The organism is Croceibacterium xixiisoli (assembly GCF_009827305.1).
Lineage (GTDB): Bacteria > Pseudomonadota > Alphaproteobacteria > Sphingomonadales > Sphingomonadaceae > Croceibacterium_C > Croceibacterium_C xixiisoli.
This window is the reverse complement of the sequence record NZ_WTYJ01000002.1, coordinates 770563-797460: the sequence shown is the minus strand read 5'-3', so window position 1 is coordinate 797460 and position 26898 is coordinate 770563. Positions and strand designations below refer to the sequence as shown.

At 63.2% G+C, this 26898-nt stretch carries 26 protein-coding genes and 1 pseudogene; 11 read left to right on the top strand and 16 right to left on the bottom strand.

Going from position 1 to position 26898, the window contains the following annotated elements:
* Positions 1-252 precede the first annotated feature (252 nt).
* The 7 genes and pseudogenes from GRI97_RS19010 to GRI97_RS12765 form a co-directional block, all read right to left on the bottom strand.
* Positions 253-1149: pseudogene (locus GRI97_RS19010) on the bottom strand (XrtA/PEP-CTERM system-associated ATPase); the annotation flags it as partial.
* Positions 1150-1151: 2 nt separating this feature from the next.
* Positions 1152-2828: a preprotein translocase subunit YajC gene (locus GRI97_RS12790; protein WP_161391552.1), complete on the bottom strand. Its 1677-nt coding sequence runs from the start codon at positions 2826-2828 to the stop codon at positions 1152-1154.
* 5 nt (positions 2829-2833) lie between these two features.
* Positions 2834-3964 (bottom strand): P-loop NTPase family protein, encoded by a 1131-nt coding sequence (locus GRI97_RS12785; protein WP_202392729.1) that lies wholly within the window; start codon positions 3962-3964, stop codon positions 2834-2836.
* An 11-nt stretch (positions 3965-3975) separates the two neighbouring features.
* On the bottom strand, positions 3976-5499 hold the full coding sequence (locus GRI97_RS12780) for an XrtA system polysaccharide chain length determinant (protein ID WP_161391551.1): 1524 nt from the start codon (positions 5497-5499) through the stop codon (positions 3976-3978).
* A 13-nt stretch (positions 5500-5512) separates the two neighbouring features.
* The gene (locus GRI97_RS12775; RefSeq protein WP_161391550.1) at positions 5513-6154 is read right to left on the bottom strand and encodes an XrtA/PEP-CTERM system exopolysaccharide export protein; all 642 of its coding nucleotides are present in this window, start codon (positions 6152-6154) and stop codon (positions 5513-5515) included.
* 192 nt (positions 6155-6346) lie between these two features.
* Positions 6347-7573 carry a pyridoxal-dependent decarboxylase, exosortase A system-associated gene (locus GRI97_RS12770; RefSeq protein ID WP_161391549.1) on the bottom strand — a complete coding sequence of 409 codons (1227 nt, stop codon included), beginning with the start codon at positions 7571-7573 and terminating at the stop codon, positions 6347-6349.
* Positions 7570-9105, bottom strand: coding sequence for an acyl-CoA ligase (AMP-forming), exosortase A system-associated (locus GRI97_RS12765; RefSeq protein ID WP_161391548.1), 1536 nt, complete (start codon positions 9103-9105; stop codon positions 7570-7572). The genes GRI97_RS12770 and GRI97_RS12765 overlap by 4 nt, the downstream gene beginning before the upstream one ends.
* 21 nt (positions 9106-9126) lie before the next feature.
* Between GRI97_RS12765 and GRI97_RS12760 the strand changes: the two genes are divergently transcribed.
* The 4 genes from GRI97_RS12760 (at position 9127) to GRI97_RS12745 (ending at position 11942) form a co-directional block, all read left to right on the top strand.
* The gene (locus GRI97_RS12760; RefSeq protein WP_328598549.1) at positions 9127-10113 is read left to right on the top strand and encodes a GNAT family N-acetyltransferase; all 987 of its coding nucleotides are present in this window, start codon (positions 9127-9129) and stop codon (positions 10111-10113) included.
* 72 nt (positions 10114-10185) lie between these two features.
* The gene (locus GRI97_RS12755; protein WP_161391547.1) at positions 10186-10494 is read left to right on the top strand and encodes an acyl carrier protein; all 309 of its coding nucleotides are present in this window, start codon (positions 10186-10188) and stop codon (positions 10492-10494) included.
* Positions 10495-10503: 9 nt separating this feature from the next.
* Positions 10504-11169 (top strand): alpha/beta hydrolase family protein, encoded by a 666-nt coding sequence (locus GRI97_RS12750; protein ID WP_161391546.1) that lies wholly within the window; start codon positions 10504-10506, stop codon positions 11167-11169.
* Positions 11166-11942, top strand: coding sequence for a hydrolase 1, exosortase A system-associated (locus GRI97_RS12745; protein WP_161391545.1), 777 nt, complete (start codon positions 11166-11168; stop codon positions 11940-11942). Before GRI97_RS12750 ends, GRI97_RS12745 begins: the two co-directional genes overlap by 4 nt.
* Before the next feature lie 5 nt (positions 11943-11947).
* On the opposite strand, the gene GRI97_RS12740 is transcribed toward GRI97_RS12745, so the two are convergent.
* The 3 genes from GRI97_RS12740 to ilvD form a co-directional block, all read right to left on the bottom strand.
* Positions 11948-13159: a class I SAM-dependent RNA methyltransferase gene (locus tag GRI97_RS12740; RefSeq protein ID WP_161391544.1), complete on the bottom strand. Its 1212-nt coding sequence runs from the start codon at positions 13157-13159 to the stop codon at positions 11948-11950.
* The gene (locus GRI97_RS12735) at positions 13156-14541 is read right to left on the bottom strand and encodes an NAD(P)H-hydrate dehydratase (RefSeq protein ID WP_235917783.1); all 1386 of its coding nucleotides are present in this window, start codon (positions 14539-14541) and stop codon (positions 13156-13158) included. Before GRI97_RS12735 ends, GRI97_RS12740 begins: the two co-directional genes overlap by 4 nt.
* Positions 14542-14621: 80 nt before the next feature.
* Complete coding sequence (ilvD, locus tag GRI97_RS12730; RefSeq protein ID WP_161391542.1) at positions 14622-16484, bottom strand: dihydroxy-acid dehydratase; 1863 nt, start codon at positions 16482-16484, stop codon at positions 14622-14624.
* A gap of 171 nt (positions 16485-16655) precedes the next feature.
* Here ilvD and GRI97_RS12725 point away from each other — a divergent pair, with 171 nt between their 5' ends.
* A complete protein-coding gene (locus GRI97_RS12725) occupies positions 16656-17201 on the top strand; it encodes an MSMEG_1061 family FMN-dependent PPOX-type flavoprotein (RefSeq protein ID WP_161391541.1) in 546 nt (181 codons plus the stop codon).
* A 16-nt stretch (positions 17202-17217) separates the two neighbouring features.
* On the opposite strand, the gene GRI97_RS12720 is transcribed toward GRI97_RS12725, so the two are convergent.
* Together GRI97_RS12720 and GRI97_RS12715 are read right to left on the bottom strand one after the other, a co-directional pair.
* Positions 17218-17802, bottom strand: coding sequence for a hypothetical protein (locus GRI97_RS12720; protein ID WP_161391540.1), 585 nt, complete (start codon positions 17800-17802; stop codon positions 17218-17220).
* Positions 17803-17835: 33 nt separating this feature from the next.
* On the bottom strand, positions 17836-20094 hold the full coding sequence (locus tag GRI97_RS12715) for a putative bifunctional diguanylate cyclase/phosphodiesterase (RefSeq protein WP_161391539.1): 2259 nt from the start codon (positions 20092-20094) through the stop codon (positions 17836-17838).
* Positions 20095-20281: 187 nt separating this feature from the next.
* Between GRI97_RS12715 and GRI97_RS12710 the strand changes: the two genes are divergently transcribed.
* The 3 genes from GRI97_RS12710 to GRI97_RS12700 all read left to right on the top strand — a co-directional run bounded on the left by GRI97_RS12710 (position 20282) and on the right by GRI97_RS12700 (position 22852).
* Complete coding sequence (locus GRI97_RS12710; protein ID WP_161391538.1) at positions 20282-20716, top strand: MarR family winged helix-turn-helix transcriptional regulator; 435 nt, start codon at positions 20282-20284, stop codon at positions 20714-20716.
* 53 nt (positions 20717-20769) lie between these two features.
* The gene (locus tag GRI97_RS12705) at positions 20770-21516 is read left to right on the top strand and encodes an SDR family oxidoreductase (RefSeq protein ID WP_161391537.1); all 747 of its coding nucleotides are present in this window, start codon (positions 20770-20772) and stop codon (positions 21514-21516) included.
* A gap of 115 nt (positions 21517-21631) precedes the next feature.
* Positions 21632-22852, top strand: coding sequence for a hypothetical protein (locus GRI97_RS12700; RefSeq protein WP_161391536.1), 1221 nt, complete (start codon positions 21632-21634; stop codon positions 22850-22852).
* Between the two features lie 31 nt (positions 22853-22883).
* Here GRI97_RS12700 and GRI97_RS18920 read toward each other — a convergent pair whose 3' ends face one another.
* From GRI97_RS18920 to GRI97_RS12685, 3 genes are read right to left on the bottom strand one after another with little or no spacing between them, the layout of a single operon-like run.
* The gene (locus GRI97_RS18920) at positions 22884-24239 is read right to left on the bottom strand and encodes a sensor histidine kinase (protein WP_161391535.1); all 1356 of its coding nucleotides are present in this window, start codon (positions 24237-24239) and stop codon (positions 22884-22886) included.
* The gene (locus GRI97_RS12690) at positions 24236-24934 is read right to left on the bottom strand and encodes a response regulator transcription factor (protein WP_161391534.1); all 699 of its coding nucleotides are present in this window, start codon (positions 24932-24934) and stop codon (positions 24236-24238) included. The genes GRI97_RS18920 and GRI97_RS12690 overlap by 4 nt, the downstream gene beginning before the upstream one ends.
* Positions 24934-25245 carry a PepSY domain-containing protein gene (locus GRI97_RS12685; RefSeq protein ID WP_161391533.1) on the bottom strand — a complete coding sequence of 104 codons (312 nt, stop codon included), beginning with the start codon at positions 25243-25245 and terminating at the stop codon, positions 24934-24936. Before GRI97_RS12685 ends, GRI97_RS12690 begins: the two co-directional genes overlap by 1 nt.
* Before the next feature lie 108 nt (positions 25246-25353).
* Here GRI97_RS12685 and GRI97_RS12680 point away from each other — a divergent pair, with 108 nt between their 5' ends.
* Positions 25354-25638 (top strand): PepSY domain-containing protein, encoded by a 285-nt coding sequence (locus GRI97_RS12680; RefSeq protein WP_161391532.1) that lies wholly within the window; start codon positions 25354-25356, stop codon positions 25636-25638.
* A 51-nt stretch (positions 25639-25689) separates the two neighbouring features.
* On the opposite strand, the gene GRI97_RS12675 is transcribed toward GRI97_RS12680, so the two are convergent.
* On the bottom strand, positions 25690-26238 hold the full coding sequence (locus GRI97_RS12675; RefSeq protein WP_161391531.1) for an SMI1/KNR4 family protein: 549 nt from the start codon (positions 26236-26238) through the stop codon (positions 25690-25692).
* A gap of 111 nt (positions 26239-26349) precedes the next feature.
* On the opposite strand from GRI97_RS12675, the gene GRI97_RS12670 reads away from it, so the two are divergent.
* Positions 26350-26598: a type II toxin-antitoxin system ParD family antitoxin gene (locus GRI97_RS12670; RefSeq protein ID WP_161391530.1), complete on the top strand. Its 249-nt coding sequence runs from the start codon at positions 26350-26352 to the stop codon at positions 26596-26598.
* The gene (locus GRI97_RS12665) at positions 26595-26897 is read left to right on the top strand and encodes a type II toxin-antitoxin system RelE/ParE family toxin (protein ID WP_161391529.1); all 303 of its coding nucleotides are present in this window, start codon (positions 26595-26597) and stop codon (positions 26895-26897) included. The genes GRI97_RS12670 and GRI97_RS12665 overlap by 4 nt, the downstream gene beginning before the upstream one ends.
* Position 26898 lies beyond the last annotated feature (1 nt).

Genomic DNA, 26898 nt, shown 5'->3' with positions numbered 1-26898 from the left:
ACGGTCTGACAAGAGCATGTCGATCCGCGCTGCATCCACGCCCGGTTCGGACGGGGGCGGGATGTCTGCCACTGCGCGTTGCAGTTCAGCAATCCGGGAATCGCGTTCCGCCAGCATGGCGTCAATCGCTTCCAGATCGATCTGCGCAACCGCGGGCGCAGGTTCTTCCGCAGCCGGGCTTGCGATATGGTCTGCGCCCAGTTCCACCGCCTCCTCGGCGCCGGCCGGTACGCGTGCGGCAAAAGGCACGATCCGGGGGTCTTCAACCGGCTCCGAACGAAATTCCTGCCGTGCGTCTGGCCGGGGCATCGGCGCCGGTGCGGCCTGGGGGAAGTATTTTTCCCCTTCCATTTCTTCCAGCACCGCCTTCAGCATGGCGGAATCAATGCGAGAGCGTTCTTCCACCGCGCCCAGCAGCAGCAGGCGGTTGGCAATCTGATTGACCCGGCGCGGAATACCGCCGCTGGCGTCATACATTTCGGTGAAGACGCGCTGATCGAAGGCCGGATTGCCGTTCCAGCCCACTTTCATCAGACGATGGAAAATATAGGGTTCGATTTCCCCCTTTTCCATCGGCTCCAGATGATGGGCCGCGATCACGCGCTGGCGCAGCTGTTCCAGCGAGGGATGCTGCTGCAGCGTGGTGCGGAATTCCGGCTGACCCAGCAGCAGCGTCTGCAGCAGCGGATGGTTGCCCAGCTGGAAGTTCGACAGCATGCGCAGTTCTTCCAGCGCATCGACCGACAGGTTCTGCGACTCATCGACGACCAGCAGGCAGCGACGGCCCGCGCGCGCCTCTTCATGCAGCAGCCCTTCGATGGCACCCAGCGCGCTCGCCTTGTCATGCCCTTCGATATCCAGGCCGAAGCTCTGGGCCACGACATGGATGATCTCTTCTTCATTCAGCTTGCTGGTGACGATCTGCGCGACGGTCAGACGTTCGCGATCAACCGAGGTGGTCATATGGGCGACGAGCGTGGACTTGCCCGCCCCAACCTCCCCCGTGATGACGATGAAGCCTTCACCCTGTGCCAGGCCATAACCCAGATAGGACAGTGCCTTGCGGTGGGTTATGCTGCGGAAATAGAATTCCGGATCCGGGGTAAGCTGAAACGGCTTTCCTTCGAGCCCGTAGAAATCATCAAACATACTCAATCTCCTCGGGTCGGGCGGAAGGAATAGCGCAGACCAACCAATGCGGATGCCGCCATGAAATCATTCAAATCCGGCCTGCTGATACCATCCAGACCGACCGCAGCCGTGGCGCTGAGGCCACCCATCAGATTGCGGAAATATGCGAGCGAAGCACTGTAACCCACGGCTGTGCCACTGTCGTCGAAACCGCTGTTCATCCAGTTAACGCTGCCATTGGCGGTCAAGCTGGACTGGCGGTCAAGCTGGGTGCTGGCATAGGCCGCCAGCCAGACGTTTTCATCGACGACCCCGTTGGCACTGGCCAGAACCGTACCCGGTGCGCCAATATATTTGCGGTTGTCGTAACCAGCGCCGAACCCGAAGCTGGTGCGGCCGAACTGCCGGGAATAGCTGCCCGCGATGCCGCGATTGCGGAATACGGAAGAGCGGATCGAGCCAAGCCCGCTGCCGATGCAATTGCCACCTTCGAGCGCCGCGACACATCCGCCGATATCGCCGGTAATCGGATTGCGCAGGGCATCGAACTGCGTGGGCAGCGAAGACAGCCGGTTCATCAGCGCACCGCCAAAGCCGTTGACGCTGTCATAGGCCGAAATATTGATCGAGGTCCGCTCGCTTGGCGCGTAGGCGAAAGTGCCATAATAGGTCGACGACCCGTAACGGCGGCCCACCCGCGCTTCCAGCGATGTCCGCGTACTCGGCCGCCACATCACGCCGGCATCCCAGATCAACCCGTCCGTCTGATAGGCGATCCGGCGCGGACCGCTGGAGTCGGTCACATAGCGACCGTCACTGCCGATGATCGGGATTCCATCTTCATCGCGCACAGCATCGCGGCTGGAAATCTCGACATCTTCATAGCCGACCCCGCCGACCAGCGCGAGCGTGGGGGTTACGGGCACAGTCACATCGGCCCGCGCGTAGCGATCACTGACGCGCTGATCGAGGTTGGAGATGTTCTGTTCATTCCAGCCACCGCCCACGCTGAGGCCCACCGGCAGGACCGTGCGCGGAGCCACGCCGACGCGTGCCTGCGCCGAATGGGTGGTGCTGTCGTCGAATACGTCGATTGGCGCCGTGTTGGGCGCCAGCACCAGCGCATCGGGGGTCTCGACGCGGGTGTACCCGAAGCGGTAATGCCCTTCGACCTGCAGCGGGCCGGCGGTGGTGCGGACCGATGGGCCGGCATAGGCCGAATAAATCTGGCTGGTGCCGCCGTCGGTGGTCCCGAAACCGCCGATCGAAGTATTGCCATCACCCTCGACCCGGGTGCGGGAGGCCAGACCGCCCGCCTCGATCGTCAGGACATTGGGCACCAGCGCCAGCGAACCGCGCGCGATACCGCTGATCGTGTCACCGTCCAGGCTGCCGTCTTCCCAACCGATGCGCCGTTCATAGCGTACACCGATGGAACCCGAGCTGTAGCGATTGGCAACCGTCGCATCCACACCGACAGCCAGCCCGGTATAGGTGACCGTGTCACTGCCCGGCTCAAGCTCGGTGGTCAGAACCTGACGTGCTTCGATATAAGGGTTGATGTCGACCACCCGGCTGCGGCTGCCGCCGTCGCGCGTGTTTTCTTCCTGCTCGGTCGGGCCCGTCTGGGCGAAAGCCGTGCCTGGCAGGCCGAAAACGACCAGCGCCAGGGCAAGCTTATGAGCGGCGGTATTCATCGCGATTATTCCCCGTATCCGTAATAGGCGCCAAACCGGCGCCCGCTGGGACTGAAGTGGGTGGCGTTGAGGATCAGCTTGATGTCCGGGCAGGCGGACAGCAGCGACAATGCGTCTTCGAGCGCGCTCTGCCCGGTCTTGTCGGCGCGCGCCACGACCAAGGCCTGGCCAACCAGCTTGGCCAGTTCGGCCGCCGGCGATGCCGCGAGTGCCGGTGGACTGTCAAAGATCAGGATGCGGTTGGGCGCGCCCTGGGTGAGCCGTTCCAGCACCATCGTCGTCTGGAGGCTGGAGAGATATTCGCTGTCAGTCGTGGTCTGATTGCCTGCTGGCAGGACATAGAGCCCGCCCACATCAGTCGGGATGACACAGTCTTCCACGCGCACGGCCGGGTTTGCCAGCGCATCCATCAGGCCCTTGCCTTGCGTCTTCAATCCGAACAGCGACAGCACCGATGGCTTGGCGAAATCCGCGTCCACCAGCACAACCTCCGTGTCCTTTTCAGACGCGATTGCCAGCGCGAGATTGGCGGCGCAGAAGGTCTTGCCTTCACCCGGCAACGGGGAGCAGATCAGCATCCGCTGCGCCGAAGCGCCCTGCCCCGCGCGCTGAGCGTCGCGGATCGCCAGCAGCACCTGCCGCTTGATGATCCGGAATTCCTCGAACAGCGCTGTCACCTGACCATCCGGCACAATCAAGCCAAGATCGCGCAGATGGGCCCGATCGATATGATGCCGCTGGGCCGAAAACTCGACCCGCTGAGCCAATTGCGGAAGCGAGGCGCGCGGCGCCTCTGCCTCGGACGCCGGTGCAGCGACCGTTGCCGGCGGAGACGCCGTGGGAGCCGGTGCCGATGAGGGCGTCGGAGCAGGCGCTGCAGTGTGAACAGGCGCCTCGACCGGTTCCGGATCGGAGCCCATCGGCGTCAACACCACGCCTTCGGACAGGCGTTCTTCCTCGGTCATCGGCACGGCGCGACGCGGCACCGGCTTGTCGGGGCGACGGTTGAGGCCCGGTTCCAGCTTTTCAGGCACGGGCGCCGGAGCGAAATCGCCCAGGCCGAAATGCCCGTCTGCCCGTTCGAACAGGGATTTGCTGCGCTTTGGAGGAAGCGGGATCTTGGTATGCTCAGTCATATCCCTGCTCCTCAGGCGACCATGCCGCGCTGAATGAATTCAGCGCCCAGCAAGACCACAAAGACAATTACCAGTGTGCCGGTCGCTGCCGCAAATTGCCGCAGCCGTTTGCGCTGAAGCTTGCGCGCGGCGTCGGTCAGCATGTGCGAAACGGTCCCGATCACCGGCAGATCAAAAGTTCGTTCGAGCTTGCTGGCGGTGGCGAAGGTGGAATTGAGCTGCCCCAGTGCGAAGGCAAGCCCGGCACCGGCGCCAATTCCCGCCACCAATACACCGAGCAACAGCACCGGCCGGTTGGGCGCGGCCGGAACACGCGGCGTCGTTGGCGGATCGACCACTTCGAACTTCACCGCGCTGCGTTCGGTTTCAACCTGGCCGCGCAGCCGCAGCTCTTCGCGATCCTGCAGCAATTTGTCATATTGCTGGCGCAGCACATCATAATCGCGGCTGATCCGCTGGGCTTCCGCTGCCGCGCCGGGTTCCTGCGCCTGGCTGGCGCTGATGGAGGCGATTTCCGACCGCAGCGCCGCCGCGCGCGATTGCAGGGACTGGACATTTGCCTGGCGCTCGACCCGCATGGCCTGGAGCGAGCTGTAGGCCGGATTGGGAGCGGAGCCGGAGTCACTGCCCGCATTGGCAACCTGCTGACGCAGCGATGCGATCTGCTTGTTGAGCGACACCATATCCGGGTGATTGTCCGTCAAGCCACGGGCCTGCATGGCGGAATAATTGGCCTCTGCCTGGGCCAGTGCCCCGCGTGGGCCGCCACCAGCGCCAGCTGTAACAAGCGTGCGCGGCGTGCCGGCAATCTGACCATCCATGGCTGCCAGCGCGCTCTGCGCGGCAGCAAGATCGGCCTCGACGCTGCGCAGTTCCGACCGGATCGATCCGAGTTGGGTCGCCATGCCCTGCGCACCACCGGCCAGTTCCGGGTGTCGGGCTTCGAAATTCAGTCGGGCCTGTTCTGCCTCTTCCAGAGCGCGTTGGCGCGATGCCAGCTGCTGATCAAGGAAGTCGATTGTTTCGCGCATTTCACCGCGCGAGCCGCCAATATTCTCCTCCCGGAAAATATCGATCATCCGCTGGGCGATATCCTGAGCCAGCTTGGCGTTGTCCGCATCGGACAAATAGCTGCGACCGCTCGATGCGGTGATTTCGAACAGATTGTTCTGTTCACTGACCACCAGAATATCCTTGCCGACGGCAGCAACGGCCGCTTCCATCTGGCTCGGGGTGGTGACTTCGTCGCCCAAGCGGGTGGCGCGCACGACCTTTTCCAGATTGACCGCGCTGGTCAGCGTTTGCCGGACGCGCTCGATATCCTTCTCCCGGCTGCCGGAACCGATACCGATCTGCTGGGCCAGGACATCATCCAACTGGATGAAAATCCGGGCCTTCGACTGATAGGTATTGGGGATCATGGCCACGGCCAGCCAACCGAGCAGGCACACCAGCCATGCCACCGCCAGCGCCAGCCAGCGGCGGTTCCACACCGTCCAGAGCGCTGTGCGCAGCTCTTCGAGAAGAAGGTTCAAGCGCCGGCTCCTGTCAGAACATGCTTTCGGGGATGATGATCACATCGCCCGGCATCAGCATCACATTGGCTTCGCTGTCGCCACGCTTGAGCAGATCCGCCAGGCGCAGCGCATATTCACGCTGGCTGCCGGTGGATTTGTCGAACCGGATCAGCTTGGCCCGATTGCCGGCCGCATATTCGCTGAGCCCGCCAACCGAAATCATTGCGTCGAGCAGGGTCATATTGGCGCGATAGGGCAGCGATGCCGGCTTTTCAGTAGCACCGACGATCCGGACCTGCTGGCTGAATGTGCCGGCGAACTGGTTGACGATCACCGTCACCAGCGGTTCTGCGATATATTGCGACAGCTGCAGGCGGATATCCTCGGCCAGCATAGTCGGGGTCTTGCCCACGGCGGGCAGGTCCGCCACCAGCGGCGTAGTGATCCGCCCATCGGGGCGAACCTGAATCTTGGCGCCCAGTTCTTCATTGCGCCAGACATGGATGGTCAACTCATCAAGCGGACCGATCACATATTCTTCACCAGGACCTTCCTGCATGGCCACAAAGCTGGCCGGGGCAAGCTGCTGCCCGCCAGAGCTGGCACAGCCCGAAAGAAGCAGGCCAACCAGCGCCGTCGCGCCTGTGACTCGGGTGATAAAACTCTTTCGCATTCTGACGCGTCCTCGCGGTTTCGGGCAGCCAGGTGGAGCGGCCTGAAGGTCCGCACATGACCCGCCACCCGCGGATCCGGTCACTTTTTCGCCAAAAAGGGTGAACATTGCGTTAGCTGTTCTATCCAGAACCGCATGATTTGGCCGGATTTTACACATCAGTCCCAAAGCGGGACAGAGCTGCCACATCGATTAAATCAAAATCTCTGCGGCTGCACCCTGCCCCAGGAAAGCCGAAGGGCTGGCGCTGGCGCCATAGGCACCGGCACAGAACACAACCACCAGATCGCCGACATCGGCGCGCGGCAGTGCGGCCTGATCGGCCAGCCTGTCCAGCGGGGTACACAGGCAGCCCACGACATTGGCATCTTCTTCCGCCGGAGCCCCATATCGGCTGGCGATGGCGACCGGATAATTGCGCCGCACCACGGTGCCGAAATTTCCCGACGCGGCGAGCTGGTGATGCAATCCGCCGTCGGTGATCAGGAAAACCTGCCCATGGCTTTCCTTCCGATCGATGATCTGGGTCAGGTAAACCCCCGCTTCGCCGACCAGATAGCGCCCCAGTTCCATGGCAAAATCAGTGCCTGCCAGTTCGGGCGGCAGGGATTCCAGACGGTCCGCCAGAGGCCTGCCGACAGCGGCAGGGTCCAGCGGCTGATCCCCGTGAAAATAGGGAATGCCCATCCCGCCACCCATGTTGAGATGCGGCAAGGGGACGCCGATCTCTGCGGTCAGCCGCGCGGCCAGCGTCAGGACATTGTCCTGGGTTTCGACGATCGCAGCGGCATCGAGGGCCTGGCTGCCGGTGAAGATATGCAGGCCCCGCCACTGCGCGCCGGAATCGATGATCAGGCGCGCGGCATCGACCACGAGCGCTTCATCCATGCCGAACGGCTTGGCCCCGCCGCCCATTTTCATGCCCGATCCGCGCAGTTCGAAGGATGGATTGACCCGGATGGCCAGCTGCGGGACCCGTCCGACGCGATCGGCGATGGCAAGCGACCGCCGGATTTCTGCAGGGGATTCGCAGTTCAGCGTGACCCCATGGACAATCGCCTGTTCAAGCTCGCCATCGCGCTTGCCCGGTCCGGCAAAGCTGATGCGCGCCGGATCAAGCCCGGCATTGATTGCCATGGCCAGTTCACCGCCGCTGGCGATATCGAAGCCGTCGACCAATTGCCCCATCAAGCGCAGCAGCGGTGCAAAGGGATTGGCCTTCATCGCATAGTGGATATGCAATTGTTCGGGCATGGCCGCGCGCAGGGCCGCCATCCGCGCGCGCAACATATCCGCCGAATAGACGAACAAGGGTGTCTGACCAGCCTGCTCGACAATCGTGCTGGCGGTTAGTCCGGCGATGGCCAATTCACCATCGATAACCGCAAAGCCAGCGGGGATAGGGCCTAGCGGCTTCATTGAGTAATTCCTGATTTAGCCTGATCCAGCAGGGCATTGCGATCGATCTTGCCATTGGGATTGATCGGCATCGCATCCAGCCAGCGGATCACCTGTGGTTGCATGAAGTTGGGCAGCTCGGCGCGCAGCAAGGTCGCCAGCGCATCGGCATCGGAATTGCCTCCGCTGCGCCCGCGCACCACCAGATGGACGGCATGGCCCAGGCGGTCATCGGGCACCCCCAGCGCCACAGCCTCCACCACCAGGCCGGTGGCGAGGGCTGCCTCCTCTACCTCCTGCGGGCTGATGCGATTGCCAGCGCTCTTGATCATCGTGTCGCGCCGACCGACGAAATAGAGCAGCCCATCGGCATCCCGGGTCACCCGATCGCCGGACCAGACGGCCATGCCGCCAGAGCGGGAGGCGGACGGTGCCGGGCGGAAGCGTTCGGCCGATCGTTCCGGGTCCTGCCAATAACCCAGTGCGACCAGCGGACCGCAATGGACCAGCTCCCCTTCTTCGCCAGACTTTGTCGGGGCTCCCTCATCATCGATGACGAGAATTTCGGCAAAGGGAATAGCCTGCCCCATCGATGTCGGATGGGCATCCACCAGATCGGGATCGAGGAAGGTCGAACGGAAGGCTTCGGTCAGGCCATACATCGGGAACAGCCGGGTGGTGGGGAACAGGCCGCGCAAGCCGCGCACCATATCCACGGTCAGCGCGCCGCCGCTGTTGGTAAGGCGGCGCATCCCCTGAACAGCGCGCTCCGGCCATTCCTGCCCCAGCAATTGCACCCACAGCGGGGGGACGGCCGCCAGCGTGGTGACGCCGTGACGTTCGCAGGCACGCACGACATCACGCGGGGTAAGATAGTCGAGCGGAACGACACAGCCCCCTGCCCGCCAGGTGGACAGGAGTTGGTTCTGGCCATAATCGAAGCTGAGCGGCAGTACGCCCAGCACCACATCATCGGATTCCAGGCCCAGATAATGCGCGACACTGACCGCACCGAGCCACATATTGGCATGGCTGAGCACGACGCCCTTGGGCCGGCCGGTAGAACCGCTGGTATAGAGAATTGCGGCAATGTCGTCCGGATCGGCTGATGACAGCGGCAGCGGATCGAATTCCCCAGCCCAGGCCAGTTCCTCCCCCTCTTCGAAGATCTCGCAGCCTGGCGGCACGTCGCCATCGGCCAGCGTTCCAATTCGCCCGGCATTGGCGATCAAAAGTTTGGCGCCGCTGTCGGCCAGGATATGCGCCACCTGCGCGCGTTTGAGCAGCGGATTGATCGGCACATGCACCATCCCGGCCCGCGCCGCTGCCAGCGGCAGCAGACAGGTGAGTTCACCCTTGGCGGCCCAACTGGCCACGCGTGCCCCCGGGCCCGGCAATTGCGCCTGCAGCCAGGTCGCGAGCGTGCCGACACGGGTTCTTAAGTCCTTCCAGCTAAGCGCTGTGCCACGCAGTTGCAGCGCGATCGCCGCAGCTTCGCCAAACTCGGTCAGATGATCGAGCGGACGGGGTACGGGATCGAGCGCTACGGGCATGGCATTCCTGGAGAAGAATGAGTGACAGCGATCAGCTATCACCGGACGGTTAACGATCTGCAAGGGCAAGGCTGGATTGCGGAAAATCCCTTTGCCCGGACAGAGTGGTTCGGCATGCTGGAAACCGGCATCGACCGTCCGCTGTTTGCCATGGCGCAGGATGGCGACCAGGCTGTGGCGCTGCCACTGGCCGATCACAGTCGCAGGCTGACCCCTTTGTCCAACTGGTATGCCTTCACCTGGGCCCCGATGGCGACCGCCGGGGATCAAAGCCCCGCCTTGCTGGGATCGCTCGCGAAAGACCTGGCGAGGCGGACCCCTGCCATGGTGCTGGACAAGCTGCCCGACGAAGACGGCACCGCCAGTCGGCTGGAAACCGCCTTTCGCAAAGCGGGTTGGCTGGTGCAGCGGGAGATTTGCGATACCAACCATGTGTTGCCGGTGGGCGGGCGCAGCTATGCCCAGTTCCTCGCCGATCGACCCGGCGCGCTACGCACCACGCTGAAGCGCAAGGCAAAAAAGGTCGATGTCGAACTGTTCACCCGTTTCAATGCCGAGGCATGGGACGAATATGAAGCGGTCTATCGCGAAAGCTGGAAGCCGGAGGAAGGCGATCCGGCGCTGCTGAGGCGGTTTGCGATGGCGGAGGGAGGTGCCGGGCGGATACGGTTCGGCCTGGCCCGGCATGATGGCGTAGTGATCGCGGCCCAATTCTGGACGGTGGAAGGCGGCACGGCCTATATCCACAAGCTCGCCCATCGCGAAAGCGCCAAGCCGCTTTCTGCCGGCACCACGCTGACCGCGGCGCTGTTCGCCGAAGTTATTGATAATGATGGCGTTGAACTGGTCGATTTCGGAACGGGCAACGATCCCTACAAGCGGGACTGGATGGAAACCATCCGCCCGCGTTACCGGCTGACCATGTGGCGCCGGGAAAATCCGCGCAATTGGCCGGTGATCGCACGAAGCTGGCTGCGTCAGCTTGTTTCGCGGCGACGCGATGTCTAGAGCAATCCATGACCCGATTTGCCGGGTTACCGTTCCGCTTCCCTTTGTAAGGAACGGAAAAGAGGGGCAACGATGACCATTGATCCGCAGGACGGCACTCAGCCGAGTGAAGCAGACGAAGCGGCATTCGTCGATCGCACGCTGCGCGGCGTGCTCCGCGACGTGCTGGGCCTGAATGACGACCGCGTGGCCGCCATTGACGGAAACACCGGCCTGTTCGGCCATCTTCCCGAAATGGATTCCATGGCCGTGGCCGGCCTGCTGACCGAAATCGAGGACCGGCTGGATATCGTCATCGAGGATGACGAGGTTGACGGCGAAATGCTGGAAACTTTCGGTGCGCTGCTGGCCTTCGTCCAGTCCAAGCGCGCACAGGGCTGACGCTCCACCATGCTGGCCGACTGGCCTGGCTCACCTGCCGGATCAGAGCTGGCCGTGACCTTCGATCGCGGTCGGGTGATCCGTGTGCTGGTGCTGCCGGCGCTGTTTGAAGAGGCGAACAAGCTGCGCCATTTCACCGTGGCGACCATGCGCCTGCTGGACCAGCAGGGAATCGACTGTTTCCTGCCCGATCTGCCCGGCTGCAACGAGAGCCTGGCGCCACTGCAGACGCAGACCCTGACCGGATGGCAGGCCGATGTGCAGCGGGCCATCACCCATTTCGGCGCCAGCCATGTGCTGGCCCTTCGCGGTGGAGCGATGATTGCGCCGGCCGGCTATCCCGGCTGGGCACTGGCGCCGATTGGCGGTGCCGCCTTGCTGAGGGCCATGCTGCGCGCGCGCGTGCTGGCCAGCCGGGAAGCAGGACGCGAAGAAACGCGTGAAAGCCTGCTGGAGACCGGGCGCAGCGCCGGGCTGGAACTGGGTGGTTGGCAGCTGGGGCCCCGCATGATCCATGCCCTGGAAAGCGCCCAGCCCCTCGCCACGCTGCGCCGTATCGCGCAGGAAGATCTTGGCGGCGGCGGCGCCCTGTGGCTGCGGGCTGAGCCCGATCACAACCCGCAGCAGGCCGCAGCCCTGGCGACAATCATTGCCGGAAGGCCGGCGGCCGCATGACCCGCCGCCATCTGAGCTTTGTTTGCGCGGGATCCACCCTGGCCGCAACCTTGGACGACGCCTCCGGCACCAGCGGGCTGCTGCTGGTCAGCGGCGGAAATGAGCTGCGATCGGGTGCCTTTTCCGGGCAGGCCCGGCTGGCTGCCCGCGTGGCCGAGGCCGGATTTCCCGTGATGAGGTTCGATCGGCGCGGCATTGGCGACAGCGAAGGCGAAAACGCCGGTTTTCTGGGCAATGGCGAAGATATTGCCGCCGCGCTGGAGGCGTTCCGGGCCGAATGTCCCGATCTGACCCGAGTGGTTGGTCTGGGCAATTGCGATGCCGCCAGCGCTCTGATGCTGAATGGCGGCGGCGGTTGCGATGCGCTGGTGCTGACCAACCCCTGGACCTTTGAAGAGGATGCCCCGGCGGACGCCATGCCGCCCGCCGCCATTCGCGCGCGTTATGCCGAAAAGCTGGCCAATCCGCGTGAATTGCTGCGGCTGGTCAGCGGCGGCGTATCGGTACGCAAGCTGGCATCCGGCGTGGTGCGTGCGCTGCGCCCGCCCCCGCCGCCAACCACGCTGCTGCAGGACATGCGTAATGGCATCGCCGCCTATCCTGGCGCGATCCGCTTCCTGCTGGCCGGGCGCGACCGGACGGCGCAGGCATTTCGGGATGGCTGGGGCGGCGCGGATGACCGTGTCACCACACGCCCTGATGCCGATCACGCCTTTTCCGATCCGGCGGACAATGACTGGCTTTTCCGCCAGATCATCGCCGCCTTGGCGTAAAACCGTCAGGATTGCGCCGCATCCTTCACGAACAGGCTGGCCAGTTCGACATGGGTGGACCAGCGAAACTGACCAACCGGGCGCAGTTCGGCCAGTCGATATCCGGCATCCACCAGCGTCTTGGCATCGCGGCCCCAGCTTGACGGATTGCAGCTGATATAGACGATGCGCGGCACATCGCTGCCGGCCAGCCGGAGCACCTGCTCCCGCGCGCCGGCGCGCGGCGGATCGAGCACCACCCCGTCGAAGCCCTTGAATTCCTCCGGCCGGACGGGGTTGCGGAACAGATCGCGATGCGATGCTTCCACCGGAACCCTCGCGCGTTTGGCTGCCATGCTGCATGCCAGATGCGCATCTCGCGCGGCCTCCACCGCTACCACCTGAGAGCGATCGGCGAGGGCGAAGGCAAAGGTTCCGAGGCCCGAAAACAGATCCATCACCCGCGGAGCATCGGCCAGCCATTCGCGCGCCGCAGCGACGAGCGCCGCTTCGCCATCGGGCGTCGCCTGCAGGAAAGCGCCGCTGGGCATATCGACGCGCACGCCCGAGAGGGTGATCGTCGCGGGTTCGGGTTCCCACATGGTTTCCGCGCCATAGCCCATGTCCAGCGCCATGCGCGCCAGCCGGTTGTCGCGACAGAAATCGAGCAAAGCCTCGGTCTGTTCGAGGCCTTCCAATTCCAGCCCCTTGATCGCGCAATCGACCCCTTGGTCAACCAAGGTCAGCACGATATCAAAGCCATAGCGATCGCGCCGCTTGCCCAGCATGCGCCGCAGCGGTTCGATCAGGGCGAAGAGTTCGGGCGCCAGAATGGTGCATTCGCGCAGATCGATGACGCGGTGCGACCCCGCCTCCCGAAAACCGATGACCGGCCGGCCGCCGCCGTTCTGCGCGCGCAGGCTGGCGCGGCGGCGGCTGTGCGGCGGGGACAGATGGGTGGGGGCGAGCTTGTCTGCCGTGATGCCGTTGTTGGCGGCGACGAACACCGCGCGGCCGGTGATGTAGTCGATCAGGCTGGGATCGTCGCAATGCTGCAGCTCGCAGCCGCCGCAGTGAAGGAAATGGCGGCAGGGGGGCGTTGCGTGATGCGGGCCGGGTTCCACCCGCCCATCACCATGCAGCAGATCACCCGGAGCAGCCAGCGCCGCATGGCGGCCGGATGCGGTTACGCCGTCGCCCTTGGACGCGATTCGGAGAATTGTTTCAGCTTCAGTCACAACAAAGCCGCGTAGGCAGCGGGGAGCGCCTTCACAAGCCCGTCGGCGTTCCAGGCCGCGCCGGAAGCGCGCGCTGCCTGCGCATGGATACGGCTGGCCTGCGCCGCAGCACGCACGGGCGCCGCCCCGGTCGCGAGCCGACTGGCCAGCAATCCGGCCAGCACATCGCCGGTTCCGGCGGTCGAAAGCCAGGGCGTAGCAGGCGGCAGGATGGCGCAATATCCGTCCGCTGCTGCCAGAACCGTGTCCGGTCCCTTGGCCAGCACGGTCAGGCCGGATACCTGGCTGAGCGCCTGCACGCGGGCGAGCTTGCTGCCAGCGGGAATTCCGAAGCGGGCGCAGAGCCGGGCCAGTTCGCCCTCATGCGGGGTGACGACCAGATCGCTGCGCCCTTTGACCATGCCGGGTTCGAGCAGATGCAGCGCGTCGGCATCGATGACGGTAGGGCGGGCGGCAGCCAGCACCTTGGCCAGCCGCTCCAAAGCTGCATCGCCCCGCCCCAATCCCGGACCGACAAGGAGCGCAGCGAAACGCGGATCGTCCAGCGCATGAGGCAGCGGCTTCGTGTCGACAACCAACGCATCGGGCACGACGGCAGGCGTTTGCTGGGGCAGCAGTTTCACGTAACCCGCGCCGCCATGCATGGCCGCCTTTGCCGCCAGCAGCGCGGCGCCGGGCATGTCCCCGCCGATCACGCCGACCATGCCGCGGGTGTATTTGTGGGCGTCGGGCGCCGGGGCATTCAGGGGATCGGACAACGCCAGCCGCAAGCCGCCGGTGATGGGTGCGAGCCCGATCTCCACCCGCTGGCGCAAGCCCATATGCATGGCGGCGGGCATCAGCCAATGGGCCGGCTTCCAGGCGCCCAGCGCCAGGGTCATCGCCTGGGTGGCAACAGGCCCGAGCAGGGCGCCGCTGTCAGCGTCGACATTGGCCGGCAGATCGATTGCCACCACCCGGCGATGCCGTGCGACGCAATGATCGAGCAAGGCTTGGGTAGCTACATCGAGCGGGCGGTTCTGGCCGGTGCCGAACAGGCATTCGACCAGAATATCGCCCGAAATATCGCCAGCGGATGGCTGTACTGGGCCGCCATAGAGCTCGGCTGCGCGGCGGGCAGCGTCGGTGCGGGGTGGTTGCAGGGCGATCACGCAGACGGGCGAGCCTTTGGCGCGGAGCCATTTGGCCAGGACATAGCCATCGCCGCCATTGTTGCCGGGGCCGCACAGGACGGTAACCGGGCGGCCGGCCGCCATGCGCCAGACCCAGGCGGCCGCGCCCTGCCCGGCCCGGCGCATCAATTCATGCACATCAGTCCCGTCATCGATCAACTGCTGTTCGGCGGCGCGCATCTGCGCCACGGCCAGGATCGGATCAGACATCGGCATGGGCACGCCATACACCAATGGAGGCGGCGGCGCACCAGCGCGCCGCCGCCTCCATGACAGACACATCAACTGGATCAGCCGCGCTTCTGGGTGATCTGGGTCACGTCGCGGACCGCCCCGCGCGCGGCGCTGGTGGTCATGGCGGCATAGGCCTGCAGCGCGACGGACACCTTGCGCGGGCGCGGTTTGGCCGGTTGCCAGGCGCTGGCGCCCTTTGCCTCCATCGCAGCGCGGCGGGCTGCCAGCACATCGTCGCTGACATCCAGCGTGATCGTGCGGCCGGGGATGTCGATATTGATGATATCGCCATTTTCCACCAACCCGATGGTGCCGCCTTCGGCCGCTTCGGGCGAGACATGGCCGATCGACAGGCCCGAGGTGCCGCCGGAAAAACGGCCATCGGTGATCAGCGCGCAGGCGGCGCCCAGCCCCTTCGACTTCAGATAGCTGGTGGGGTAGAGCATTTCCTGCATGCCCGGCCCGCCACGCGGTCCTTCGTAACGGATCACCACGACATCGCCGGCAACCACGTCCCCGGCCAGAATGGCGGCAACGGTGGCATCCTGGCTTTCATACACCTTGGCCGGGCCGGCGAACTTGAGGATGGAATCATCCACCCCGGCAGTCTTCACGATGCAGCCGTCGATAGCGATATTGCCGGACAGCACGGCAAGCCCGCCATCCTGGCTGAAGGCGTGCTCTGCCGAACGGATGACCCCGGTTTCGCGGTCCAGATCGAGCGATTCCCAGCGGCGCGACTGGCTGAAGGCCGTCTGCGTCGGCACACCGCCGGGGGCGGCGGCGTAGAATTCATGCACCTTGTTGTTGCGGGTGCGGCTGACATCCCAATCATCCAGCGCATCGGCCATGGTCGGGCTGTGAACCGTGGGCAGCGCGGCATTGATCAGGCCGGCCGTTTCCATCTGGCCCAGAATGGCCATGATGCCGCCGGCGCGGTGCACATCTTCCATATGAACGTCCGCCTTGGCCGGGGCGACCTTGCACAGCACCGGCACCTTGCGCGACAGCCGATCGATATCGGCCATGGTGAAATCGACCCCCGCCTCATGCGCGGCGGCCAGCAGATGCAGCACGGTGTTGGTCGAACCACCCATGGCGATATCCAGCGACATCGCATTTTCAAAGGCATGGAAGCCGGCGATGCTGCGCGGCAGGACGCTGAGATCGTCTTCTTCGTAGTAGCGACGCGCCAGCGTGACGACCAGCCGCCCGGCCCGTTCGAACAGCTGCTTGCGGTCCGAATGGGTCGCCAGCTGAGAGCCATTGCCGGGCAGCGACAGGCCCAGTGCTTCCGTCAGGCAGTTCATCGAATTGGCGGTGAACATGCCCGAGCAGCTGCCGCAGGTGGGGCAGGCAGAGCGTTCGATGGCGGCGACGTCTTCATCGCTCATGCTCTCATCCGCTGCGGCGACCATGGCATCGACCAGATCGAGCGCGTGTTCCTTGCCATTCAGGATCACCTTGCCCGCTTCCATCGGGCCGCCGGACACGAACACGACCGGGATATTGATCCGCAGCGCGGCCATCAGCATGCCGGGGGTGATCTTGTCGCAATTGGAAATGCACACCATCGCATCGGCGCAATGGGCATTGACCATATATTCGACGCTGTCGGCGATCAGATCGCGGCTGGGCAGGCTGTAGAGCATGCCGTCATGCCCCATGGCGATGCCATCATCCACAGCTATGGTGTTGAATTCCTTGGCCACGCCCCCGGCCGCCTCAATTTCCCGCGCGACGAGCTGGCCCAGATCCTTGAGGTGGACATGGCCCGGCACGAACTGGGTGAAGCTGTTGACGACGGCGATGATCGGCTTGCCGAAATCGCCATCCTTCATCCCCGTCGCACGCCAGAGACCGCGCGCGCCGGCCATGTTGCGGCCATGGGTGGAGGTGCGTGAACGATAGGCAGGCATAGAACGCTTCCAGATTGCTGAATTCATATATGGGGATGAGACAGAGCCCCGGTAACCCGCGCCCCTATAACATGTGCGCAATCAGCGGAAGAACGCATTGCAGGCGGATGACAGTCACCCCGGCGGGTGTGCTATGGCCGCGTCACCCGGAATGGCCGGGCGGAGAGAATTGTGCAGGAGATCGCGAGCATTGCGGAACTGGAAAGCCTGTATGGCGCGGCCCGGCCTGATGCGCTGGCCAAGGTCGCCCGCCATCTGACCCCGGCGTATCGGCAATGGATCAGCCAAGCGCGGTTCGTGGTGCTGACCACTGTCGGGCCCGATGGCACCGATGCCAGTCCGCGCGGCGACAGCGCAGCTGTGGTGCGGATTGCGGGCGACACCACCCTGCTGCTGCCCGATTGGCGCGGCAACAATCGGCTGGATTCGCTGAGGAACATCGTGACGGACGGGCGCGCAAGCCTGCTGTTCATGGTTCCGGGCAGCAACAATGTGGTGCGGGTGAACGGCACAGCTGTGGTGACGGCCGACGCGGAACTGACGCAATCGTTTATGCACGACGGGAAAGTTCCCCGTTGCGTCATCGTGGTGACGGTGCGCGAGGTGTATTTTCAGTTTGCCAAAGCGCTGCGACTGTCGCGACTGTGGGACAGCGCGGATGAAAGCGTGCGGGTGCCGACCGAAGAGGATTTTGTCCGTGAGTCTACGCAATTCTAGTGCTAAACTTATGAACTTATAATCCTGTAACCAAACCGGCTTCAATATTCCATTCTGAGAAGAATACTTTTTCTTCTAAATATGGTTTTTCTTTAAAATAATACTTGAACATGAAAAAACCATCATATCCAAATCTTAAAATTCCTATAAATGATTTTGATAAAATAGGATAATTTCTCTCTCCATCTCTAGAGAATATTTTTTCAGCCTCCCCGGATGGAAAAAATTCTACGAAACCACATTCGAAATACTCGATATCTTGACATGATGTAATCAAGAATGGTGATTGAGGAATTTGTGGCCCAGACAATGACCAAGTCATATGCTGATCTCGCGTATGAACATAGGAAATACCAGCAAAAACTCGCTCTTTGCCAAAGCTGGATATTAGGAAAAACTCTCCTTCATCGCATTTCTTTCCCTCGACACCAAAACCGAATTCTCCGTTGAATTGAAATCCCGAGACTATAAATTTTTTATCCTGAAATTGTTGCACATTGTTAACCCATATATTTAAATGATGATCATGTATCATCCAAATAACCCGTAAAAATGATTGGCTAGCTGAAGCAGAATAGGTCTTGAACAGTTGCGAATGCAAGTCTGCTGAAGGCTGCTCATATACCCTCCCAGCCTAAGCCGCGAAATCAGGCCGTTCCCACCGCGTCTCCAGCAGCGCATTCATCTCCGCTTCCGGCATCGGGGTGGAGAAATAATAACCCTGCAATTCGTTGCAGCCGGCCGCTGACAGCAGGCGTTGCTGATCGCGGGTTTCGACGCCTTCGGCTGTCACGGTCAGGCCCATGGCGTGGCCCAGGGTGACGACCGAGGCGACGATGGCGCTGGCTTCGGTGTCATGACCCAGATTGCGGACGAAGGAGCGGTCGATCTTGATCTTGTCGACCTTGAATTGCCGCAGATAGCTGAGGCTGGAATAGCCGGTGCCGAAATCATCCAGCGCGATGCGGAAACCCGCGGCCCTCAGCTTTTCCAGAATGCTGCGCGCGACGTCATCCTTTTCCACCAGCACGCTTTCAGTGATTTCCAGTTCGATGCGGTGCGGATCGCAATTGGCGCAGGCGGCGATATCGATGAAGCGTTCCGCCAGTCCGGCGGTGCGGAACTGCACGGCGGACAGGTTCACGGCGATGAAGATGTCAGGCCAGCGGCTGGCCATGCGGCAGGCGTTCTGCAGCACGAATTCGCTGAGCGGCGTGATCAGCCCGGTTTCTTCGGCAAGGGGGATAAACTGATCGGGGAAGATCGCCCCCCGGACCGGATGCTGCCAGCGCAGCAGCGCCTCCAGACCCAGCACGGTGTTGCCATCCGGGGCCATTTCGGTCTGATAATAGACCTGCATCTGATCGCCCGCCTGGATGGCCCGGCGCAGATCGTCTTCCAGTTCCGCGCGCAGTTTCACGCTGTCGTCCATGGACGGGGTGAAGATGCGGAACTGCCCCTTCCCTTCCCGCTTGGCGCGATAGAGGGCGATATCGGCCTTGCGCACCAGATCGCCGCGATCAAGCCCTGCCTCCGGGATCAGCGCCACGCCGATGCTGACCCCGACATAGACCTGATGACCGATCAGGTTGAAGGGCTGGCTGACGGCCGCCAGAATGCGGTCACACAGGTTTGCGACATATTCCTGCCGTGAAGTGTCGCAGAGCAGAATGAAGAACTCGTCGCCGCCCAGGCGCGCCACCGTGTCCCCGCTGCGGACCAATCCGTTCAGCCGGACGACGAATTCCCGGATCAGCGCATCGCCCGCCGTATGGCCAAGTGAGTCATTGACCTGTTTGAAGCGGTCCAGATCCAGCGCGAGAATGGCGCAGGGCTGCCCCCGCCGCGCGCGGGCCAGCGCCTGATCGAGCCGATCATAGAACAGCGCGCGGTTGGGCAGGCCGGTAAGCACATCATGGAAGGCCAGATGCTGCGCCTGGGCCTCGCTGGCCTGCAGATCGACCACCGTGTTGGACAATTGCCGACCCGATCGCCAGAGCGAGCGCACCAGCCACCCCATCACGACGAGCAGCAAGGCGGCCAGGCCTGCCGACAAGGGGCCGATGAACATCAGGATGGTGGTGCCCGGAAGATCCGGCCGCCAGAGGAAGAAGCCGATCGATCGTCCCTGCTGATCCTCGAAGGCGGTGGAGGCTTCGCCCGGCTGCAAAGCGGAAGAGGCGGAAAATCTGAGGCCGTCGATCTGCCGGCTTCGGCCGAGCCCGGCCAGATAGGGTTCGTCGAGAAAGCGAATGCTGACGATTGTCGCTGTCCCCGGTGCGCGGTCTTTCGCCCCGCGCCCGATCGGCTGAATGCTGACCGCTGCCGGATGTCCGGCGATCAGATAGATGTCCGCACCTTCCCGCATTTCAAACTGAGATGGCAAACCCGACGCCGGCGAAGATGGCTGGCGATCCTGCCCGTTCGATGTTGGATAGGTTTGCATGGCACCAATCAGGGGGAGCAGGTCCGCCACAATCCTGTCGAGACGGGATTCCGGCGGAGCGCGAACCGATCGATAGGAATAGAGGACCTTGTCGTCGCCTCCGAAGATCAGCGTGGCATGATGCTGAAAAACGTCCTCCAGCCAGCCGCCAATCTCGAAATCCAGCCACGCCTTGTCGAGCGGACGCTGCTGCATCTGGTCGATCAGCGGTTCCCAGTCGGCAATGCTGCCCTGTTCATGCGCCAGCTGCGACGCGCTGCCACGAATGGCGAGGGTGACCGCTTCGGTCTGGCGGACCAAAGCGACCTCGTCACTTTTGCTGGTGGACCAGTAAAGGCCCAGGCTCGCGGCAAGAAGTACGGCGAGAATGACAAAGGCAATGGGCCAGATTACCTGACGAATGAAATAGCTCTTGAATGCAGCGGGGTCCGCAGGTGAACCGACCATGTGTGTTTATCCTGTTCTCCCTCGGCGCAACATGTGATTCGACAGTTTCCGAACCGTTAAAATTGCAAACGCAGGTTTTGCGCCGGAAGCATGTACGAATTGAGATCGTTTTGTTTCCGCCATTCTGCTTGCCAACAGATTTCAATATTGAAATGGAAAAGCCGGCTGGAAGCTGCTTCAAGGCCGCATGACCGAACCGACCCAGAGCCAGATCGACCAACTCACCATCGCGTTCGAACGCTTCACCCGGCGGTTCAAGGTGGCCGAAGCGGGTGCCGCGATGGAGCACAACCTCAACGCGCTGGATGTGCAGGCCTTGCTGTTCGTGGAGGATCATCCCGGCTGCAGCCTTGGTGATGTCGCGCGTTATCTGCAGGTGGCCATGACGACCATGTCATCTGCTGCCGACCGGCTGGTGCGGCGGGACATGATGGAGCGGCAAAGGCCCGAAGCCAACCGACGCAGCGTGGCGCTGACCCTGACGGCAAAGGGCAAAGCATCAGTGGCGGGTTACATGGCCGGATATGGCGACGCCTGCCGGGCGATGCTGGATCCGCTGGATCCGGAAGAGCGGATCGAGTTTTTGCGCCTGACGGACAAGATGGCAAAATACGATATTTGAATATTACGAATATCGTATTATATTATCTGCCCTAAGCTGTCAGGGAAAACGTCATGACCAATCTTGCGCCCATCGCCCTCATCACCGGGGCCAACAAAGGTATCGGGCTGGCGATTGCCCGCCAATTGGGGGCGCAGGGCCATGCTGTGTGGCTGGGATGCCGCGATCTGGCACGGGGTGAGGCCGCCGCAGAGCAGTTGCGGCAGGCTGGCATTGCTGCACGCGCGGTGCAGCTGGATGTCACCGATGATGCCAGTGTTGGCGAGGCGGCCCGGTTCGTCACGCAGGAGGCCGGGCGGCTGGATGTGCTGGTCAACAATGCCGGGCTGATGTTTGCACCGCCCCCCAGCACCGCACAGGAATCCATCGGTGACATGCGGCAAATGTTTGAAACCAATGTGTTTGGTGCCATGCGAGTGACCCAAGCCTTCTTGCCGCTGCTGCGCTTGTCTGCTGCAGGGCGGATCGTAATGATGAGCAGCGGCTTGAGTTCGCTGGGGGATGCGCTCGACATGCGCAGCGAGACATGGGGCGTGGGCTTCGCCGGCTATTGTGCATCGAAAACCGCGCTCAACATGCTGACGGTCAAGCTGGCCAAGGAATTGGAACGCGACGGGATCAAGGTCAATGCGGTCGATCCCGGGCTGACCTCCACCGACATGACCGGTAATGGTGCCGGCCATTCGCCCGATGACGGGGCCCGGCCGGCGGTCGCCTTGGCGATGACGCATGCCTATGGCCCCACGGCAGGGTTCTATGCCTGCGGACCTTCAGGGGATCTGGTGGCAAAGAACTGGTGAGGCCGGGAATGCGGACCCGGCATCCCATCTTGGCGCTCCCCTTTGTGAGGTCAGCCGGGCTTGCCTTTTCGTCAGTGTGCGGCTGAACTTCAGCCTGCGCAATGAATGGTGATGCATGTCGAACGCCCCCGATACGAACCCTCCCGCAGGCAGTCTGACCGATGCCGGTCGTTATCCGATCGACCTGACCGGCCCGGCCAGCCACACGCTGGTGCGGGAAACGGGGGTTGGCGGGCTGAGCATCGGGCCGCCATCGCTGGGCAAGCGGGCGGACCTGCATGTGGCGCCCGACGCGCCGATCCACTGGAATGTGTTCGACACCTTCGCCACGCCGGCCGGATCACCCTGGCCGCGTGGACTGCGTTATGCGGGGGAGGATGCCGGATTCTTAGATTGGGCGCGGGACCGCCCGATCGAGACGATGCGATGGACAGCGGCCTTGCCGCACAATCGGACAGTGGATGCCAGCGAATCGCAGATCCAGGTGCTGGAGATCGTGCTGGAAGACGGTGGGGCGCGGCTGCATCTGGTGTTGCCGGTCAAGGGCAGGAATCCCCACCACCATCTGATGCTGACCGGCGATCTGGCGCGTTTTTCGGCCGAGGGGGACTTGCCTGCGCAACTGACCCTGGCGCCAAAGACCAGCAGGCGCCGCACCGCCCCAGCCTGCATCCTGCCCAACATGGGCGTGCTGACGGCGATGGAAAATCTGTCTCTGCGCAATGATCCGCTGGCGCAGCCCATATCGCTCAAATCACTGGCCCAGTTCCCCAATCTGAAATCGCTCAGCCTGGAAGGCAATTTTACCGATCTGCCGCAATTGGCGGAAATGCAGTTGCTGGAAAATCTCGAGCTGCGGTTCATCCCCGATCTTGCCGCCATGCCCGAACTGGACACATGGCCCCTGCTCGACCGCTTCATCGCCTTCAATGTCGACGAGGCGGTGGGCAAGAATCTGCGCAAGGCGGTGAAGGCGCGCGCAGCGGTGCGTCCATGGGCTGGCTACACAGGCGTCAGCCAGTTGCGGAAGCCGGAATGGTGGGACAAGGAGTATGGCCGGCCCTTCTCCGGCTGGAACAGGGCATCGGCAAAAATTGCCAATCAGGCCTATGACGCGGCGCTTGATGCCCTGGCGCAGGGACAGAGCCGAGCCGATGCTGAAGCCGCGATCAAGGAATTTTCTAGGCGCTTCAATGGCATGAAGCAGATCGAAACGACCGAGCGGGAGGATATCGGCGATGCCGTCTGGCAATTGAGCCAGACCGCTGATGCGGCGAGGCTGGGGGTGTCGGAAGACATGGCACAGGAATGGTTTGACGCGGTTCGCGATTACTAAGCTTCACCGGTAGATCGGTAACGCAAGCGGTTCAGCCGCGCTCGTCCAGTTCCGGCCAGTCCATACGGACCGACAGCCCGCCATGTGCGGATCGGGTAAGCGACATCTGCCCGCCCGTCGCCTCGACAATATCGCGAGCGATGGCCAGACCCAGGCCATGCCCTGGTTCTACCTCGTCCAGGCGCTGGCCCCGCTGCAAGGCACGGCCAAGGCTGGCCTCATCCATGCCCGGGCCGTCATCGTCCACTTGCACCAACACCATATCGCCCTGGCTGGCGGCGTGAATCGAGACGGCGCGACGGGCATGACGCGCGGCATTTTCCAGCAGGGCGCCCAATATCTCGGTCAGTTCCGGCGCAGGGACGGGTATTTGCAGATCATCGGCACAGTCGACCGCAAACACCACCCGCGCGCCCGCCTCGGTCTGTTCAAGCACGGCGATCACTGCCTCTGCCACGGGAGCAAGGGCAGTCTGGATATGGCCCGCCCCACCGGCCAGCGCGCCCTTGGCGCGGGCCAGTTCCCCGTCCAGCGCCTTGCGCGCGGTGGCCAGCGTGCGATCCATGGCTTCGGCAGCCAGGGGCGCGCCTTCTGCGCGGGCACGACGGCTGAGCGCAGCCATGGCCGCGAGCGGTGTTTTGAGACTATGCGCCAGATCGGCGGCGCGATGGCGCGCGCGCTGGATTTCCGCCGCACGCGCATCGGCCATGGCGTTGATCGCATCGACCAGTGGCGCGATTTCCTGCGGATGATCAGGTGACAGCCGTTCATCGGCATTGCGCTGCAACGCCCGCAACTGCCGCGCGACACGGCGCAGCGGCGCCAGGCCGAGCCGGATCTGGATGGCTATCGCCATGACCAGCGCCAGCCACAACAGCGCCAATGCCAGCGCGGTTTCGCGACGAAATTCCCGCAAGGACCGCATTGATGCATCATCATCGCTGGCGAGTTGCACGATGATGGGCGGATTGTCGCGACCGACCCGAATGATGCGCGCTATGACGAACAGCTGATCGCCAAACGGCCCGGCGATGCGGCGGGCGGTCCATGCTTCCCCCGACGCATCCCCGGGGGTCGGCAGCCGCTGATCCCACAGCGATCGCGAACGGGCGATCCCGCTGCGCGTTTCCGCCTGCCAGTAAAGCCCGCTTGCGGGACGGTGGAAGCGGCCATCCCCTGGCAGACGGGCGACGGACGGTTGCCCCCCTGCCCCAAGCCGCAAGGCCGGCAGCAGGCCCATTGCCTTTTCTTCCAGCGACATGATCTCCCGCCGTTCGATATGGCGTTCGAACAGCCAGCCGAGGCCGGCGCCGGTCAGCATCAGCGCCAGCAATATGGCAAAGCCCGCGCCCAGCAGCAGCCGCATGCGGATGGAGCGGATGTTCACAGCGCCTGTTGCCGAGCATCTGGTGCTGCGGAAAGGCGCTGATCCGCGATAAGATAGCCCATGCCCCGCCTGGTTTCGATCAGATCGCTGCCGATCTTGCGCCGCAGGCGGGTGACCAGTGCCTCGACAGCATTGGTATCGCCCGCGTCAGCGGTGCCATAGATATGTTCGGCAATCTCATGCGCGGGTGCCGGTTGCCCCGGCTGATGCATCAGCAGTTCCAGGAAACGGTATTCCAGCACCGACAGGCGCACCGGACGATCATCGACGAAGGCCGACATGCGCGATGTATCGAGCCGCAGGCGCCCGATGGTGACGGCCGCCGTCAGATGGCCGGCCATGCGCCGGATCAGGCCGCGCAGCCGGGCGATCAGTTCGCCCATGGCGAAGGGTTTGGCCAGATAATCATCCGCCCCCGCCTCTATCCCGGCGACTTTTTCGGTCCAGTCGGCGCGCGCCGTCAGCACCAGCACGGGAAAGCGGCGCCCGTTTGCGCGCCAGCCGCGCAGCACCGACAGGCCATCCAGCCGTGGCAGGCCCAGATCGAGAATGACGCCGGCATATTCCTCCGTATCGCCACGGAAGGCCGCCTCATCCCCGGTACGGACCCATTCGACCACGAAGCCGGCCTCCGCCAGGGCATCGGCCAGATCCTGCCCCACATCGGCATCATCTTCCACCAGCAGAATGCGCATCAATCATCTTCCACGGACAGAATGCGCCCGTTGCGGGCGTTGATGGCAATTTCGACCACGCGGCCCGACCGGGTCAGGATTTTCACTTCATAAACCAGGCGACGGCCGCGCTGATCCAGTTCGACCTCCAGCATACTGCCTGGGACGCGCGCGCGCGCGATCGCTAGAATGCGCGGCAGAGGCAATATCTGCCCCCTGGCAACGGCCGTGCGAACTCGGGCCGCCTCATCCCGATCCATCGCAGCGGCCGGGGGCGTGGCGCAGAGCAGGCCGGTGGCGGCAAGGAGAAAGGCGGATTGCAACAGGCGCATCGCATTTTCCTAGCAAGGCTTTGCTGACGCCAGGCTGACGGGTGCCACAGGAAGGCTGTCAGTATGGTCGTGGCAGAACCATCGCTCCACGACGAATGGAGACAGAACATGAGCATTACCCGTACCGCAAAAGCACGGACGATCAGCCTGATGGCCGCAGCAGGCATGATTGGCGGCGCCTTCCTAGCCGTGCCGGCAAGCGCCGACACACCCGGCCCGCGCTGGATGAATGTGGCGCAAGTTACCCGGGCGATTGCCCGCCAGGGTTACCGCGTGGTGGAGATCGAGGCTGACAATGGCCGCTGGGAAGGCGAAATGATCCGGGGTTATCGCCGGTTCGAATTCCACGCCAATCCGCGGACCGGCCGGCTGACCTGGATCCGTCGCGACTGATGTACCGGCAATCCGGGGTGATGCTGATATATCACCCCGGTTCGCCCGCCTCTATTCCTCCGGCACGAATTCCTCGGCCTGTTCCAAAAACCAGGCGAGCGATTGGGCCAGATAGCTCTCTCCGTCGGGCGCCAGCAGGGTGATCTGATCGGGATCATGCACATAGGCGATGACCTGCCCGACAAGGCCGCCGGGGGCCGGATCGCAATCGGCAAAAAGAACGATGGTGCTGCCGCCGAAAGCCGCGAACGGGACCCACCCATCGAGAAACCAGCCGGGCCGCACGCGCGGATCACGCGGCTTGTCTTCCTGCCAGCCAACGAAGTTTCCGGCGATGCCGCGCAGTCTGTCACGCAGGGCCAGCGCTTCAGCCAGAGGCAAGAAATCCGCGCCGGTAAAATAATTCGGGCGGGTGAACACCGGCTGCCATGAGGGCCCTCCATCCGCCACGCGCCAGAGTTCGGCCAGCCAATGCGGCAGTTCGAGTTTGCCGAGCGTGAGAGCCGTGTCTTCGGGAGACAGGGGCTGATGCAGTTCGAAGGCAGCATCGAACTGCGCATAGGCCGCGCGGATGGCTTCGAGATAGGCGATGGGGGTCATCCCGACTATCAATGCATGTTGCTCCCGGCATGGGCAATGGCTACTGGCGCACATAGTGCTGACTTTACGAAAATATTCATATATACGGGATATGAATATTTGGAGGTTTGCATGGCCAACACCAGCCTCACGCTGGGCGAACATTGGGAAAAGTTCATCCGCAGCGAAGTCGGCAGCGGCCGATATGGCTCTGCCAGCGAAGTGGTGCGTGATGCATTGCGAGTGCTTGAACGCCAGAAGCTCCAGCTAGAGACGTTGCGCGCTCACCTTGCCGAAGGCTCAAGCCAGGCTCGAAATGGTGTGTTTGAAGAGGATTATTCGATCGACCGCCTCATCGAGGAACTGGACGCAGAAGGGTGAGTTCCGGCATCCGCGTCACCCCGCGCGCGACGGCAGATCTCAGGAATATCGGGCGCTACACACTCCAACGCTGGGGGCGGGATCAGCGCAATTCGTATTTGCGCGCATTGGATGCGCGGTTTTCCTTATTGGCCAAGCAGCCTGAACTGGGTCGGAGGCGGGATGATGTCGCGCCAGATTACTGCAGCTATCGTTACGAGGCGCATATCATCTTCTACCTGATCCGGGACGGTGGCATTGACGTTATCGGTGTGCTGCATCAGGCGATGGATGTGCCTCGCCATCTCGGCCAGCCATAAG